The sequence below is a fragment of the Mycolicibacterium psychrotolerans genome (genome assembly GCF_010729305.1).
Lineage (GTDB): Bacteria > Actinomycetota > Actinomycetes > Mycobacteriales > Mycobacteriaceae > Mycobacterium > Mycobacterium psychrotolerans.
In genome coordinates this window covers 305,071-319,571 of record NZ_AP022574.1, presented here as the reverse complement: position 1 = coordinate 319,571, position 14,501 = coordinate 305,071, and the positions used below count along the sequence as shown (strand labels likewise).

14 protein-coding genes are annotated in these 14,501 nt (G+C 69.6%); 6 read left to right on the top strand and 8 right to left on the bottom strand.

What is annotated here, in order from left to right; all coding sequences use genetic code 11:
* Positions 1–11: 11 nt before the first annotated feature.
* Together moeA and G6N45_RS01605 are read right to left on the bottom strand one after the other, a co-directional pair.
* Positions 12–1,223, bottom strand: coding sequence for a molybdopterin molybdotransferase MoeA (gene moeA, locus G6N45_RS01610; protein WP_163720129.1), 1,212 nt, complete (start codon positions 1,221–1,223; stop codon positions 12–14).
* Entirely contained in the window at positions 1,223–2,140 is a 918-nt protein-coding gene (locus tag G6N45_RS01605; RefSeq protein WP_163720128.1) for an SDR family NAD(P)-dependent oxidoreductase, read from the bottom strand. The genes moeA and G6N45_RS01605 overlap by 1 nt, the downstream gene beginning before the upstream one ends.
* A 75-nt stretch (positions 2,141–2,215) precedes the next feature.
* Here G6N45_RS01605 and G6N45_RS01600 point away from each other — a divergent pair, with 75 nt between their 5' ends.
* Complete coding sequence (locus G6N45_RS01600; protein WP_163720127.1) at positions 2,216–3,031, top strand: HAD-IIA family hydrolase; 816 nt, start codon at positions 2,216–2,218, stop codon at positions 3,029–3,031.
* 35 nt (positions 3,032–3,066) lie between these two features.
* Complete coding sequence (locus tag G6N45_RS01595) at positions 3,067–3,552, top strand: SRPBCC family protein (protein WP_246228840.1); 486 nt, start codon at positions 3,067–3,069, stop codon at positions 3,550–3,552.
* Here the strand turns inward: G6N45_RS01595 and G6N45_RS01590 are convergent.
* Together G6N45_RS01590 and G6N45_RS01585 are read right to left on the bottom strand one after the other, a co-directional pair.
* Positions 3,529–5,235 (bottom strand): DEAD/DEAH box helicase, encoded by a 1,707-nt coding sequence (locus tag G6N45_RS01590; RefSeq protein WP_163720125.1) that lies wholly within the window; start codon positions 5,233–5,235, stop codon positions 3,529–3,531. The genes G6N45_RS01595 and G6N45_RS01590 overlap by 24 nt on opposite strands.
* Before the next feature lie 117 nt (positions 5,236–5,352).
* Positions 5,353–5,874, bottom strand: a complete 522-nt coding sequence (locus G6N45_RS01585; RefSeq protein WP_163720124.1) for a cupin domain-containing protein — start codon at positions 5,872–5,874, stop codon at positions 5,353–5,355.
* Between the two features lie 43 nt (positions 5,875–5,917).
* Here G6N45_RS01585 and G6N45_RS01580 point away from each other — a divergent pair, with 43 nt between their 5' ends.
* The gene (locus G6N45_RS01580; protein ID WP_163720123.1) at positions 5,918–6,964 is read left to right on the top strand and encodes a PE-PPE domain-containing protein; all 1,047 of its coding nucleotides are present in this window, start codon (positions 5,918–5,920) and stop codon (positions 6,962–6,964) included.
* Here G6N45_RS01580 and G6N45_RS01575 read toward each other — a convergent pair.
* Complete coding sequence (locus G6N45_RS01575; RefSeq protein ID WP_163720122.1) at positions 6,932–7,852, bottom strand: SDR family NAD(P)-dependent oxidoreductase; 921 nt, start codon at positions 7,850–7,852, stop codon at positions 6,932–6,934. The two genes, G6N45_RS01580 and G6N45_RS01575, sit on opposite strands and share 33 nt — an antisense overlap.
* 99 nt (positions 7,853–7,951) lie before the next feature.
* Between G6N45_RS01575 and G6N45_RS01570 the strand changes: the two genes are divergently transcribed.
* Both G6N45_RS01570 and groL read left to right on the top strand, forming a co-directional pair.
* On the top strand, positions 7,952–8,506 hold the full coding sequence (locus G6N45_RS01570; RefSeq protein WP_163720121.1) for a TetR/AcrR family transcriptional regulator: 555 nt from the start codon (positions 7,952–7,954) through the stop codon (positions 8,504–8,506).
* Positions 8,507–8,682: 176 nt separating this feature from the next.
* The gene (gene groL / locus G6N45_RS01565; RefSeq protein WP_163720120.1) at positions 8,683–10,308 is read left to right on the top strand and encodes a chaperonin GroEL; all 1,626 of its coding nucleotides are present in this window, start codon (positions 8,683–8,685) and stop codon (positions 10,306–10,308) included.
* Between the two features lie 114 nt (positions 10,309–10,422).
* Here the strand turns inward: groL and G6N45_RS01560 are convergent, their stop codons facing one another.
* A complete protein-coding gene (locus G6N45_RS01560) occupies positions 10,423–11,253 on the bottom strand; it encodes an endonuclease domain-containing protein (RefSeq protein ID WP_163720119.1) in 831 nt (276 codons plus the stop codon).
* A 130-nt stretch (positions 11,254–11,383) separates the two neighbouring features.
* Here G6N45_RS01560 and G6N45_RS01555 point away from each other — a divergent pair, with 130 nt between their 5' ends.
* Complete coding sequence (locus G6N45_RS01555; RefSeq protein WP_163720118.1) at positions 11,384–12,379, top strand: zinc-binding alcohol dehydrogenase family protein; 996 nt, start codon at positions 11,384–11,386, stop codon at positions 12,377–12,379.
* On the opposite strand, the gene G6N45_RS01550 is transcribed toward G6N45_RS01555, so the two are convergent.
* Complete coding sequence (locus G6N45_RS01550; RefSeq protein ID WP_163720117.1) at positions 12,369–12,743, bottom strand: pyridoxamine 5'-phosphate oxidase family protein; 375 nt, start codon at positions 12,741–12,743, stop codon at positions 12,369–12,371. The genes G6N45_RS01555 and G6N45_RS01550 overlap by 11 nt on opposite strands.
* A gap of 23 nt (positions 12,744–12,766) precedes the next feature.
* Positions 12,767–14,494: an N-acyl-D-amino-acid deacylase family protein gene (locus G6N45_RS01545; RefSeq protein WP_163720116.1), complete on the bottom strand. Its 1,728-nt coding sequence runs from the start codon at positions 14,492–14,494 to the stop codon at positions 12,767–12,769.
* Between the last annotated feature and the right edge of the window lie 7 nt (positions 14,495–14,501).

Sequence of the window (14,501 nt, the reverse complement as noted above, 5' to 3'; positions counted from 1 at the left end):
GGCAAGGGTCGCTAGCGCAGGTCCCAGACCTGCACCCGCGAGCCCGACGCCACCTCTGAGGTGTCCTCGTCGATTTCCAGCAGGCAGTTCGCCGAGGCCAGCCAGCGCAGGTGATGCGATGCGGGCGGGCCGTAGCTGGTGACGGTGTCGGTCACGGGGTCGAGCACGCCGCGGCGGAACTGCCGTTTCCCCCGCGGGGAGGTGAGGTCCTCGGTCAGCATCGCGGTGCGTCGTGGCCGGTCCGGGTGCGTCAGGCCCATCGCCGCGCGCAACGCCGGGCGGACGAACACCTCGAAGGACACCAGCGCGCTGACCGGGTTGCCGGGCAGCGTGACCGTCGGGGTGCCCTCCAGCGAGCCGGCGCCCTGCGGCATCCCCGGCTGCATGGCGACCTTGACGAACTCGACGCCGCCCGACGGTCCGCCCAGCGCGTCCTTGACCACTTCGTAGGCTCCGGCGCTGACGCCGCCCGTGGTGAGGACCAGGTCGGCTGGGTGCTCACCGCCGAGGTGGCGCTGCAGCGTCTCACGGAACGCGTCGACGTCGTCGCCGGTCGTCGGCGAGGCGATCACCTCCGCGCCGGCATCGCGGACCGCGGCGGCCAGCATCACACCGTTGGACTCGTAGATCTGCCCCGGTGCGAGCGCGGTGCCGGGCGACACCAGCTCGGTACCGGTGGAGACGACCAGGACGCGCTGACGGGGCGTCACCGTGAGCTCCCGCAGCCCCAGCGCCGCGGCCAGGCCGAGCGCCGCCGGGGTGAGCACCTGCCCGGCCTGCAGCACCGTCGTCCCCGCGGTCACGTCCTCCCCGGCGCGCCGGACGTGCTGCCCCTCGGCGGCGCGGGCGCGGATCGCCACGGTGTCGACGGCGCCGTCGGTCGCCTCGACGGGGACGACGGCGGTCGCGCCGTGGGGGAGCGGCGCGCCGGTCATGATGCGGTGCGCCGTCCCGGGCGCCAGCGTGGGGATGTCGGTGCGGCCGGCCGGGATGTCCTCGGCGACGGGCAGTTGCACCGGGGCGGCGTCGGAGGCGGTCGCGACGTCGGCGGCCAGCACGGCGTACCCGTCCATCGCGGAGTTGTCGAAGCCGGGCAGCGACACCCCGGCCACCACCTCTTCGGCGAGCACCAGGCCGAGCGCGTCGGCCAGCGGCAGCGCCGTCGGCGGCCGCGCGGTGATCAGACCGGCCACCACCCGGCGGTGTTCCTCGACGCTGCGCATCAGACCGGGTAGCTGACGCCGGTGAGTTCTTCGGACACCGCCCACAGTCGCTGCTGCACCGCTTCGTCGTGGGACTTGCGGTTGGACTGCACCAGCACCGGATGCCCGACCAGCTCCCGGAACCCCGACGGTCCGTAGTACTGGCCGCCGCGCGCGCCGGTGTCGGTGGCCGCGCGCAGCGTGGCCAGCGCGCCGACGGCCGGGCTGTTGGTGACCAGGCCGGCGAGCTTGGCGAAACCGGGCAGTCCGGAGCCGGGCACGTGGCGCATCAGCTCGGTGTTGGAGATGCCGGGGTGGGCGGCCACGGCGATGGTCTGGGCGCCCGCGGCCGCGAGCCTGCGCTGCAGCTCGTAGGTGAACATCAGGTTCGCCAGCTTGGACTGGCCGTAGGCGGCGACGCGGTTGTAGCCGCGTTCCCACTGCAGGTCGTCGAAGTGGATGTCGGCCCGGATGTTGTGGGCGATGCTGGCGACGACGACCACTCGGGATCCGGCGACGGTCAGCAGACGGTCCAGGAGCAGACCGGTGAGCGCGAAGTGGCCGAGATGGTTCGTGCCGAACTGCAATTCGAAGCCGTCGGCGGTGACCTGCTTGGGCGGGTACATGACGCCGGCGTTGTCGATCAGCAGATCGATCGCGGGAAGCGCCGTGCGCAGCGCCTCGGCGGCGTTGCGCACGCTCGCCAGCGAGGACAGGTCGAGTTCCTGCACCGTCACGTCGGCACCGGGATGCGCGGCCAGGATCGTCTCCTGGGCGCGCCGGCCCTTGGCGAGGTCGCGCACCGCGAGCACGACGCGCGCGCCGCGGCCGGCGAGGACGTGCGCGGCCTCGTAGCCGATGCCGGAGTTCGCTCCGGTGACCACGGCGGTCCGCCCGGACTGGTCGGGCACATTGTCGGCGGTCCATTTCGCGGTCATGGCATCAAGATACTGAGGTTTCGTCCCCCGGCTGCCTCCGGTTGCGCTCGACCGGCGGCGGTTTACTGTCGCACCATGGCGATCGGTGGAGTGCTCTTCGACATCGATGGCGTTCTGGTGACCTCGTGGCAGCCGATCCCCGGCGCGGCCGACACCTTGCGCACGCTCGCCGAGCATCAGGTCGCGTGCGCCTATCTGACCAACACGACGACCCGCACCCGGGTGCAGATCGCCGACCTGTTGACCGAGGCGGGGATGGCGGTGAGTGCCGACGAGGTGATCACCGCGGCGGTGCTGACCGCGGACTACGTCCGCGACCGCTACCCCGATGCCCGATGCTTCCTGGTCAACAGCGGGCAGATCGGCGAGGACATGCCCGGCCTCGACCTCGTCTACTCGACCGAGTTCAGCGGTCCGCGGGCGCCCGAGGCGCCGGACGTCGTGCTGCTCGGCGGCGCCGGACCCGAGTACACCCACCTGACGCTGTCCTGGGTGTACGACTGGATGGCCCAGGGGGTGCCGGTGGTGGCGATGCACCGCAGCACCGCGTGGACCACCACCGACGGGCTGCGGGTGGACACCGGCATGTACCTGATCGGCATGGAGGAGACCTCAGGGCGCAAAGCCACCGCGGTGGGCAAGCCGGCGCCCGAGGGCTTCCTGTCGGCCGCGAGCCGGCTCGGCGTCGACCCGGACGAGATGTACATGATCGGCGACGACCTGAACAACGACGTGCTCGCCGCGCAGGTGGTGGGGATGACGGGCGTGCTGGTGCGGACGGGCAAGTTCCGGCAGGACACGTTGGACCGTTGGGCCGCAGACGAATTCGCGATGCAGCCCAACCACGTCATCGATTCGGTGGCAGACCTGCCGACACTGCTCGGCCTGTAGCGATGAGTTCCGCGATCATGCGGAGTCGGACCTGCATGACCGAAACACTGACCGTCACCACCGTCGTCGACGTCGAACCCGCCGCGGTGTTCGCGGTGCTGGCCGACCCCGCCAACCACGCCGCCATCGACGGCACCGGGTGGGTCCGCGAATCCCTCGACGGCGAACCCATCAGCGGAGAGGGGCAGATCTTCCGCGTCGCGATGTACCACGACAACCACCCCGACGGGCGTTACGAGATGGCCAACAAGGTGATCGCCTGGGAACCGCACCGGACCATCGCCTGGGAACCGGGACAGGAGGGCGAGGACGGCCGGCTCGAATTCGGCGGCTGGACATGGCGATACGACCTCGACGCCGCCGGTCCCGGGCAGACCCGCGTCGCGCTCACCTACGACTGGTCGGGGGTTCCCGGGGAGTTGCGGCAGCGCATCACCTTCCCGCCGTTCCCGACCAGCCACCTGGAGAACTCGCTGGCGAATCTCGCGAAGCTGGCTTCAGGCCGTCAGTTCGCGCTGTAGCACCCGGACCGCCTCGATGCGCTCCGCCAGCTGCTCGCGGGTGGCCGCGGCGACCGGCGGACCCCCGCACCGCCGGCGCAGTTCGTTGTGGATCCAGCCGTGCGGCCTGCCGGTGCGATGGTGCGCCAGCGAGACCAGCGTGTTGAGTTCGCGGCGCAACTCGCGCAACTGGCCGTGCGTGGTCGGCGGCACCACCGCGCCGGACTCGGTGCGCTTCTGCAGCTGCTCATCCTGCCTGCGCCGCAACAGGTCTCGCATCGAGGCGGCGTCGAGCAGGCCGGGGATGCCGAGGTAGTCGGCCTCCTCGTCGCTGCCGGCGGGCGTCGCCGTCCCGAAAGAGGCGCCGTCGAAGATCACCTGATCCAGCTCGGCGTCGGCACCGAGGTACTCGATTTTGCCTTCGCCGTCGTCGGGCTCGTCGCGCTTCTGCTCGGCCAGTTCGGCGTCGAGCGGGTCGTCGAGCGTCTCGCGGTGCGGCTTGCCCAGCACGTGGTTGCGCTGCGCCTCCATTTCCGAGGCGAGCAGCAGCAGGTTGGGCACCGACGGCAGGAAGATGCTCGCCGTCTCGCCGGGCCGCCGGGACCGCACGAAACGTCCGATCGCCTGGGCGAAGAACAGCGGCGTCGACGCACTGGTCGCATAGACCCCGACCGCCAGGCGCGGCACGTCGACCCCTTCGGACACCATGCGCACCGCCACCAGCCACCGCGACGTGCCTGCGGAGAACTGCGAGATGCGGTCCGACGCGCCCTTGTCGTCGGAGAGCACCACCGTGGGCGCCTCGCCGGTGATCGTGGTCAGCAGGTCGGCGTACGCGCGGGCAGCCGTCTGATCCGAGGCGATGACCATCCCGCCTGCGTCGGGCACGTGCCGGCGCAGCCCGCGCAGCCGGGTGTCGGCGGCGGCGATCACCGCGGGCATCCACTGTCCCGCCGGGTTGAGCGCGGTCTTCCACGCCCGGGCGGTCTGCTCTGCGGTCAGCGGCTCGCCGAGGCGCGCCGCGTGCTCCTCGCCGGCGCTGTCGCGCCACCGGGCCTCACCGGAGTACGCCATGAACATCACGGGCCGCACCACGCCGTCGGCCAGCGCGTCGGAGTAGCCGTAGGTGTGGTCCGCCTTCGAAACTTTCAAGTGCGCATTCGCCTTATCGGGCTCGTAGGTGACGAAGGGGATCGCGCTGTCGTCGCTGCGGAACGGTGTACCGGTCAGCGCGAGCCGGCGGGTGGCATCGTCGAAGGCCTCCCGGATCGCGTCGCCCCAACTCTTGGCGTCCCCGCCGTGATGGATCTCGTCGAACACGACGAGCGTCTTGCGATTCTCGGTACGGACGCGGTGCCGCGAGGGATGGCTGGCCACCTGGGCGTAGGTGACGACGACGCCGTGGTACTCCGAGGAGGTCTGGGAGTTCGAGTTCGAGAACTTCGGGTCCAGCGCGATGCCCTGGCGCGCGGCCGCCTGCGCCCACTGGATCTTGAGGTGCTCGGTGGGCACGACGATCGTCACGGCCTCGACGGTGCGCTGCGCCAGCAGCTCGGCGACGACGCGCAGAGCAAAGGTGGTCTTGCCCGAACCGGGCGTGGCTACGGCGAGAAAGTCGCGCGGCTGCGCGGACAGGTATTTCACCAGCGCCCGTCGCTGCCAGCCTCGAAGCGTCTGGGTGCCGGGCGCTGCGTCAGCCCGCACCCATGACTCCCCTCAGACTGAAATGCCGTCTCCGACAGCGTGACCGAATCGCAGTCTAGGGCAGGCGCTTCCGTGGCCGCATCTTCGCGGCGTGTCCGCGGTCGGCGTGTCCGTCGGCTACTCGACGAAGTGGTTGTCGTTCTTGATGAACCACTCGCGACGTCCCTCTTCGGTGAGCTCGCCGAGCTGGGCCAATCCCTCGAAGTAGTGTTCGCGCGGCGCGCCGGGGGCGAACAGCATCAGCATCGTCGCGGCGTCGTCGGCCTCGTTGCGGAAGCCGTGGATCCCGCCCGGCGGCACGTACAGGAAGTCTCCCGCTCCGCCGTCAGTCCATTCGGTGCCGTTGTACAGCGACACCCCGCCCGAGAGGACGTAGAACGCCTCCGACATGCCGCGGTGAAAGTGCGGTCCTGGACCGCCGCCGCGCGGGGCGATCTGCACCCGGTACAGGCCGTAGTCGCCGTTCGTCGCATCCTGGCCGGCCAGGTAGTGGTACTGCACGACACCGAACGAGTCGTAGTCGGGCGGCTCGTCACCGCGCTTGACCCAGGCGCTCACCTCCGGGTGGTCCGCGGTGTAGCGCACTGGGGGATAGGGCGGCACCTGCCTGACGTCCCACAACGACACACTTCGCAGCATATCCAGCCCCTACCGAGGCCGGCCGTGCCACGCTGACCGTGGAATGGCCAGAGCACGCAGCAGTTTTGTCGCAGTCATCGCCGTGGCGGCGGTGCTGCTGGTCGGCGGCGCCCTCGGCAGGCCCGTCAGTGCCGCCGACGAGGCGGTCCTGATTCCGGGAGCCACCCTCTTCAAGAGGATCGACCCGTTCTACCCGATCATCGCCAGGAGCTATCCGAACATCGGCATCAACCTGCATGACGATGACGACCCGCTGATCGTCGATTACTCGCAGAATCCGTTCGCCACCGACCGCGCACTCGCGCAGGGGGTCGAGCGGGCCGGCGCTGCGGTGCGCGCGGCCGATGGTCCGGTCATCGTGATCGGTGAATCGATGGGCAGCATGGTCGCCGCGCGGCTCGCCGCCGAGCTGGCCGCCGGGGCGGATCCGCCCCAGCCGAGTGACGTCAGGTTCGTGCTCATCGCCTCCCCGGAAGCCGGTGTCGCGAACTGGTTCCGGGAAGGCGCGCGCATCCCGCTGCTGCGATACACGGTCCGCCGCATTCCGGCGACGCGGTACCCGACCGCGGTGGTGACGGGCGAATACGACCCCTGGGCCGATCCGCCCGATCGACCGTGGAACGTCGTCGCCGACGCGAACGCGCTGATGGGCATGATCTACGTCCACGGCCCGCCCAGTTGGGACGTCGACCTGTCGGACATTCCGCCGGAGAACATCACCGTCGACGACACGGTCACCAGGTACTTCGTCCCGACCGAGCACCTGCCGCTGACCCGGCCGCTGCGCGACCTCGGCGTGCCGGACCGGCTCGTCGACGCGGCCGACCGGATCCTTCGTCCACTCGTCGACGCCGGCTACCGCCGCCACGATCGGCCCGGCGACCGGCGTCCCTACCTGTCGGACGGCAGGATCCGCCGCAACGGCGCACGCGCGGACGTGACGGAGCCGACGACACGGGCCGCTGAGCAGCGCGCGGAACGGCACGCCTCCGCCGGTCTCCCGCGGGCGGTGGGTAAGACGCGAGGTGCGGCCCCGCGAGCCCACCGCCCGGCTCGGTCAGGACGCCACGGGGACGGGGTAGGTGACTGAGGTCAGCTCTTCGGAGACGGCCCACAGCCTGCGCTGGGCGGCGGTGTCATGCGAGACGGCGCTGGACGCCACCACCTTGGGGTAGCCGCGCTGCTCGCCGAAGCCGTCGGGTCCGTAGTACTGGCCGCCGAGCACGCCGGGGTCGGTCGCTGCGCGCAGGGTCGGCAGCGCGCCCATGTCCGCGCTCTGGAACAGCGGCTCGACCAGTCTGGTCGCCGCTCCCACCAGCGGCGGCAGGTTGCGCGTCAGCTCCGTGCGTGAGCCGCCCGGGTGGGCGGCCACCGCGACCGTCTTCGTGCCGAGCAGGCGGCGCTGCAGCTCGTAGGTGAACATCAGATTGGCGAGCTTGGCCCGCCCGTAGGCCCCGACCCGGCTGTAGCTCCGCTCCCACTGCAGATCGTCGAAGTCGATGCCGCTGCGGGCGAAGCGGTGCCCCACGCTGCTGACCGTCACGACCCGCGAGCCCCGCGCTGCCAGCACGCGGTCGAGCAGCAGGCCGGTCAACGCGAAGTGGCCGAGATGATTCGTGCCGAACTGCAGCTCGAACCCGTCCTTGGTGGTCGACCGCGGGGTGAACATCACGCCCGCGTTGTTGATGAGCAGGTCGATGGCTGGATGGTCGCCCCTGAGCTGCTCGGCCGCGGCCCGGATGGAGTCGAGCGACGTGAGGTCCAGTTCCTGGAGTTCGACCGCGGCGCCCGGTACGGCCCGCTCGATGCGGTCGGCGGCGTCCTTGCCCTTGTCGAGATTGCGGACGGCGAGCACGACGCGCGCGCCCTTGGCGGCCAGGGCCTCGGCCGTCTCGTAGCCCAGCCCGGTGTTGGCGCCGGTGATGACGGCGGTGCGGCCGGTCTGGTCGGGAATGTCGGCGGTGGTCCACTTGCTCATGAGCTTCTCCTAGAATGAAGTGAAACGGGGCGTTCGCTCCGGTTGTTGATCACTATACGGAACGCGCGCCCCGCTTTCGTATTCCCGCGGGAGGTGTGCATGAGTCGGCCCCTGCGCGCAGATGCCGCGCGCAACCGCGCGCGCGTGCTCGAGGTCGCCTACGACACCTTCGCCGCCGACGGGCTTGCGGTGCCGATCGACGAGATCGCCCGGCGGGCCGGCGTCGGCGCCGGCACCGTCTACCGGCACTTTCCCACCAAAGAGGATCTGTTCCGCGCCGTCGTCGAGGACCGCATCCGCGGGATCGTCGCCTCGGGTCGCGCCCTGCTCGACGACGCGGAGCCTGCAGACGCGTTGTTCACCTTCCTGCGGTCCATGGTGCTGCAGTGGGGGGCGACCGACCGCGGGCTCAGCGAGGCACTGGCCGGCATGGGGATCGATGTGAATGCGGCGATTCCCGAGGCGGAGAAAGACTTCATGGACATGCTCGGTGCGCTGTTGCGTGCCGCGCAGGACGCAGGCACCGTGCGCCGTGATGTGGACGTCGCCGACGTCAAGGCGCTGCTGGTCGGGTTGCAGGCGATGCAGGGCTACAACGACGCCGCCGCAGGCCGGCTCATCGACGTCGTGCTCGACGGCCTACGCGCTGGGTGAACGGCCTTGCACTCACCCTGGGCGAGTGCTAAGAATGCAGTTGGCACTCGCGACCGGCGAGTGCTAGGTCGGGACGGTGAGGCCGGGGCCGCATCAGCGAGCACACCCCAGCCGTCCGTCGCGGGCACTGCGCCCGACCAAGACGTGCATCCCCAATCCGGAGGAAACACTTCGCAATGGCCAAGACAATTGCGTATGACGAAGAGGCCCGTCGCGGCCTCGAGCGGGGACTCAATGCCCTCGCCGACGCGGTAAAGGTGACGCTGGGCCCCAAGGGCCGCAACGTCGTTCTCGAGAAGAAGTGGGGTGCCCCCACGATCACCAACGATGGTGTGTCCATCGCCAAGGAGATCGAGCTCGAGGACCCGTACGAGAAGATCGGCGCCGAGCTGGTCAAGGAAGTCGCCAAGAAGACCGACGACGTCGCGGGTGACGGCACCACCACCGCCACCGTGCTGGCCCAGGCACTGGTCCGCGAGGGCCTGCGCAACGTGGCCGCCGGCGCCAACCCGCTCGGTCTCAAGCGCGGCATCGAGAAGGCCGTCGAGAAGGTCACCGAGACGCTGCTGAAGTCGGCCAAGGAGGTCGAGACCAAGGAGCAGATCGCTGCCACCGCCGCGATCTCGGCCGGCGACACCCAGATCGGCGAGCTCATCGCCGAGGCCATGGACAAGGTCGGCAACGAGGGTGTCATCACCGTCGAGGAGTCGAACACGTTCGGCCTGCAGCTCGAGCTCACCGAGGGTATGCGCTTCGACAAGGGCTACATCTCGGGTTACTTCGTGACCGACGCCGAGCGTCAGGAAGCCGTCCTCGAGGATCCCTACATCCTGCTGGTCAGCTCCAAGGTGTCGACCGTCAAGGATCTGCTGCCCCTGCTGGAGAAGGTCATCCAGTCCGGCAAGCCGCTGCTGATCATCGCCGAGGACGTCGAGGGCGAAGCCCTGTCGACCCTGGTGGTCAACAAGATCCGCGGCACCTTCAAGTCCGTCGCCGTCAAGGCCCCGGGCTTCGGTGACCGCCGCAAGGCGATGCTGCAGGACATGGCGATCCTCACCGGTGGCCAGGTCGTCAGCGAAGAGGTCGGCCTGTCGCTCGAGACCGCCGACGTCTCGCTGCTGGGCAAGGCCCGCAAGGTCGTCGTGACCAAGGACGAGACCACGATCGTCGAGGGCGCCGGTGACTCCGACGCCATCGCCGGCCGGGTGTCTCAGATCCGCGCCGAGATCGAGAACAGCGACTCCGACTACGACCGCGAGAAGCTGCAGGAGCGCCTGGCCAAGCTGGCCGGCGGTGTTGCGGTGATCAAGGCCGGCGCTGCCACCGAGGTGGAGCTCAAGGAGCGCAAGCACCGCATCGAGGACGCCGTCCGCAACGCGAAGGCCGCCGTCGAGGAGGGCATCGTCGCCGGTGGCGGCGTCGCCCTGCTGCAGTCGGCTCCGTCGCTGGACGAGCTCAACCTCACCGGTGACGAGGCCACCGGCGCGAACATCGTCCGCGTTGCGCTGTCGGCTCCGCTGAAGCAGATCGCCTTCAACGGCGGCCTGGAGCCCGGCGTCGTCGCCGAGAAGGTCACCAACTCGCCCGCCGGCACCGGCCTCAACGCCGCCACCGGTGAGTACGAGGACCTGCTGAAGGCCGGCGTTGCCGACCCGGTGAAGGTCACCCGCTCGGCGCTGCAGAACGCAGCCTCGATTGCGGCGCTGTTCCTCACCACCGAGGCCGTCGTCGCCGACAAGCCGGAGAAGGCCGCCGCACCCGCCGGCGACCCGACCGGTGGCATGGGCGGTATGGACTTCTAAGTCCCAGTACGAGAAAGGCCCCGGCTCGCTTGGCGAGCCGGGGCTTTTTCGTTGTGGTCGAACGCAATGTCGCGCTGAGAACGCTTTCGCGGCCATATATCTACCGGGACGCTCTCAGGCTGACGTTGTCATCGGACCTCTGTGCGCACGCCGCCGAATGATCGCAAGAATGTCTGCCAACACCGTCTCCCATCGGTGCACGACATCCTGATACGTCAGCCGGACCACCAGATACCCCAGCCCGGCCGCAACTCTGTCGCGCGTACGGTCCGACTGGTACTTGGACAGATGGTGCTCGCGACTGTCGACTTCGATGATGAGGCGATTGCCGATGAGAAAGTCGACGCGCCCCACGCGCGCTATCACCACTTGAGTCTGCAGGCGGATTCCGGCGGCCCGTAGCCGCAGTCGGACCATGGTTTCCGTGCCCGACTCGCTGGCGGGGTCGCACCGCTCGGCGAGATTCAACCGGGCGAAACGCGACGCGGCGACGATCGATCGAGCATCCGCCATGCCGATCATCCTGGTGTTCAGCATCGAGTCCAAGACGACAATCAATCCCTCGGCATCGACATAGTTCGCTGCAGACGCCGCCGCGATGTCCAGCGGGTCGATCGCCCCGACAATCGGTGGATCCAGTCGGTACGGGTGACAGGAGCGGACTCCGGGTCGTGACCGGCGTGCTCGTGCCGAGTAGCGGACGTGCAGGTCCGAGTCGGGCACCCAGACGTGGCGCAGACGCAACGCCGACACACAACTCAGTACTCCACCGGCCGAGACGGCGCGCACTACATGAGGATGGGCGGACGGACCGACGTACCAACCTCGTCGGAGCTGGCGCAACCCAGGGACTTTCTCGATCTGCGAGTACGACCATCCACTTGTGCGCAGTTGCGCCGCGGAGACGATGCCGCCATTAGCCGCAAGGATGTGCTCGATCGTCATCGCTTGATCGCAGCGCACCACCACGGCCGTCGAAAGGGCCCCGCCTCCGCCTGTGGATAACCGAGTCTCAACGTGCTCTCGGTGTGACAGCCGTGGATGAAAACCGGGCGTCCGCCGGTTCACCTCTGACATGACCACGATGACGGCGATCGGGGCCTTCGCGGCCGACTCCCTCGACGACAGCCTGCGCGACATCACCATCGACGTCCCCGAGCTGCGCCCGCGCGACGTGCTGGTGTGCGTGCGGGCGGTGTCGGTGAATCCGGTCGACGTGAAACAGCGTGCCGCCCTCGAAGATCCAGGGCGGCCGAAGATTCTCGGGTACGACGCCGCCGGGGTGATCGAGGCGGTTGGACCGGACGTGACGACGCTGTCGGTCGGCGACGAGGTCTGGTATGCCGGCGACATCACCCGGCCGGGCAGCAACGCCGAGCTGCAGGCGGTCGACGAGCGGATCGTGTCGCGCAAGCCGGTGTCGTTGTCGTTCGCCGAGGCGGCGGCGCTGCCGCTGACCACGATCACCGCCTGGGAGTCGCTGTTCGACCGGTTCGGGTTGACCCCGGAGTCGAAGGGTGACCTGCTGGTGCTCGGCGGCGCCGGCGGCGTGGGCTCGATCATGATCCAGCTCGCCAAGGCACTGACGGGCGTGCGGGTGATCGCCACGGCGAGCCGCGACGAGTCCCGGGCGTGGGCGCAGCAGATGGGCGCCGACATCGTGGTGAACCACCACCATCTGCGCGCCGAGACGCTGGCGGCGGTGCCCGGCGGCGTCGAGTATCTGTTCTCGCCGCATTCGGCGGGCAACGTCGACGACTACGAGGCGATCGTCAAACCGTTCGGTCACATCACCGCGATCGACGAACCCGAGGGCCTCGAACTGGTCGGGCTCAAGGCCAAGAGCATCGCCTGGCACTGGGAACTGATGTTCACCCGTGCGATGTTCGAAACCCCCGACATGATCGAACAGCAGCGGCTGCTGGCCCGCACCGCGGAGCTGGTCGATGGGGGAACGCTGCGCGCCACGGTTACCAAGACGATCACCGACTTCTCGGCGGCCGGGCTGATCGACGCGCACCGCGATGTCGAGTCCGGCCGGATGGCGGGCAAGGTCGTGGTCACTCGCTGAGCGGCACGCAGTCGTCTCCGCATCCCGTCGCCGACAGCGCGGAGTTCGGGTTCGGCTTGCGGTGCAGCACCGCGCCCACGGGCTCGACGCGCAATCCGGCTCCAGCGTCCGCCGCCGTGCCGTCGACGATCAGCGTGTAACCGCCTGGCTCGTGCGGCGGCCACACCAGCGTCACGTCCGGGTGTGCGCCGGCATTGCGGCGGGTGCTGTTGCCCACCGAGTCGATGACGAGCGCGCCGTCGGTCAGGACCGGGTCGACCGCGACGGTATGGGCGCGGTAGTCGTCGCCGACGGTGACGAGGTAGGCGAACGAGAAGTCGACGATGGTATCGGCCAGCGTGTCGAGATCCACCTTGACGCTCATCGGAAGTAGTCGAGGCCGGGTCATCACGCCGTCGGCGCGGGCCGGCGTCCTCTGATCAGCTTCCCGGGCCGGGCCTGCGTCGGCACACCGTTCTCGGCGATCACCTCACCGGAGACGATGGTGGCCACATACCCGTCGGCGGCCTGGTCGAGCCGGCGGCCACCGGCAGGAAGGTCGTTGACCACGACCGGCCGGTGCAACCGCAGCGCGGCCGCGTCGATGACGTTGAGATCGGCCTTGTAGCCCTCCGCGATCCGGCCGCGGTCGGCCAGCCCCGCCACCTTCGCCGGCACCGACGTCAGCTCGCGCACGGCCTCGGCCACCGTCAGCCGGCCGTTGGGTCGGTCCCGCACCCAGTGCGTCAGCATGTAGGTGGGAAAGCTTGCGTCGCAGATCATCCCGTAGTGCGCGCCGCCGTCGCCGAGACCCAGCACCACGTCGTCGCGGCGGATCAGTTCGGCGACCGTGTCGAGCGAGCCGTCGCGGAAGTTCGCCAGCGTGACCAGCAGCATGGCGTGGCCGTCGTCGTCGAGCAGGCGGTCGTAGGCCTCTTCGGCCGGGCTCACACCACGGGCCTTCGCGCGCGCACCGATCGAATCCGACGGTGACGGTTCGTAATTCGGCGGGTCGCCGAGCGGGAACATGTAGTTCCAGGCCTGGGCGGCGAACATCAGCGGATGTCCGTCGGATGCCGGGGTGTCGGTCAGGATGCGTTCGCGCACTTCGGGTTTGCGCATCTCGGCCACCCGCTCGGCCAGTGGCAGGTCCGCGATCGCCTGATAGGACGGGTACATCACGAACGGATTGCCCGACAGGTCGAGGCCCAGCACCAACCCGATGGGACGTGGGAAGATCTGGGCGCTGATCTGACCACCGTCGCTGTTGGCCTTCTCCACCATGGTCAGCGCATCGAGGAAGAACGGATCACCGGCGTTGCCGATCGCGAGCGTGAACGTCACCGGCAGCCCGACGTCGGCAGCGACGTCGAAGACCGTGCGCAGCGCCGGCTCGTAGTCACCGGCCATCAGGTCCGGCACGAACTGGATCAGCCCGCCGCCGGCGTCGTCGACGCCGCGGGCGATGGCCTCGATCTCCGCGTAGCCGGCGTCGTAGCTGGGGATGGGGTGGCCGCTCTCGGACTTGTGCAGCGTGAGCCGGGACGACGCGAAACCCAGCGCACCGGCCTGGACCGCCTCGGCGGCCAGCTTGCGCATCATCGCCAGGTCTTCGGCGGAGGCGGGCTCGCGGTCGACACCGCGCTGTCCCATCACGTAGACCCGCAGCGGGGAATGCGGCAGGAAGGCGGCGACGTCGATGTCGCGCCCCCGTCCGGCGTCGACGGCGTCGAGGAACTCCGGGAACGTCTCCCAGTGCCACGGCAGTCCGTCGACCATCACCACGCCGGGGATGTCCTCGACGCCGGCCATCACATCGACGAGGACGTCGTGGTCTGACGGGCGACAGGGCGCGAAGCCGACACCGCAGTTGCCCATCACCGCGGTGGTGACGCCGTGCGCGGAGGAGGGGGTCAACCGGTCCGACCAGATCGCCTGGCCGTCGTAGTGGGTGTGCAGGTCGACGAAACCGGGGGTGACGAGCAGGCCGGTGGCGTCGATCTCGCGCCAGGCGGTCTCGCGGACGTCTCCGACGGCGACCACCACGCCGTCGCTGACTGCCACGTCGGCGACGAAGGGTTCGCCGCCCAGGCCGTCGACCACGGTGCCGCCGCGAATGATCAGGTCAACTGTCATCCCCCGA

What these genes read in the sequence shown, in the direction of transcription:
- groL (WP_163720120.1), top strand. Translation starts at nt 8,683, where the DNA reads ATGGCCAAGACAATTGCGTATGACGAAGAGGCCCGTCGCGGCCTCGAG.
- G6N45_RS01595 (WP_246228840.1), top strand. Translation starts at nt 3,067, where the DNA reads ATGACCGAAACACTGACCGTCACCACCGTCGTCGACGTCGAACCCGCC.
- moeA (WP_163720129.1), bottom strand. Translation starts at nt 1,223, where the DNA reads ATGCGCAGCGTCGAGGAACACCGCCGGGTGGTGGCCGGTCTGATCACC.
- G6N45_RS01585 (WP_163720124.1), bottom strand. Translation starts at nt 5,874, where the DNA reads ATGCTGCGAAGTGTGTCGTTGTGGGACGTCAGGCAGGTGCCGCCCTAT.
- G6N45_RS01580 (WP_163720123.1), top strand. Translation starts at nt 5,918, where the DNA reads ATGGCCAGAGCACGCAGCAGTTTTGTCGCAGTCATCGCCGTGGCGGCG.
- G6N45_RS01575 (WP_163720122.1), bottom strand. Translation starts at nt 7,852, where the DNA reads ATGAGCAAGTGGACCACCGCCGACATTCCCGACCAGACCGGCCGCACC.
- G6N45_RS01545 (WP_163720116.1), bottom strand. Translation starts at nt 14,494, where the DNA reads ATGACAGTTGACCTGATCATTCGCGGCGGCACCGTGGTCGACGGCCTG.
- G6N45_RS01550 (WP_163720117.1), bottom strand. Translation starts at nt 12,743, where the DNA reads ATGAGCGTCAAGGTGGATCTCGACACGCTGGCCGATACCATCGTCGAC.
- G6N45_RS01560 (WP_163720119.1), bottom strand. Translation starts at nt 11,253, where the DNA reads ATGACGATCGAGCACATCCTTGCGGCTAATGGCGGCATCGTCTCCGCG.
- G6N45_RS01555 (WP_163720118.1), top strand. Translation starts at nt 11,384, where the DNA reads ATGACCACGATGACGGCGATCGGGGCCTTCGCGGCCGACTCCCTCGAC.
- G6N45_RS01600 (WP_163720127.1), top strand. Translation starts at nt 2,216, where the DNA reads ATGGCGATCGGTGGAGTGCTCTTCGACATCGATGGCGTTCTGGTGACC.
- G6N45_RS01570 (WP_163720121.1), top strand. Translation starts at nt 7,952, where the DNA reads ATGAGTCGGCCCCTGCGCGCAGATGCCGCGCGCAACCGCGCGCGCGTG.
- G6N45_RS01605 (WP_163720128.1), bottom strand. Translation starts at nt 2,140, where the DNA reads ATGACCGCGAAATGGACCGCCGACAATGTGCCCGACCAGTCCGGGCGG.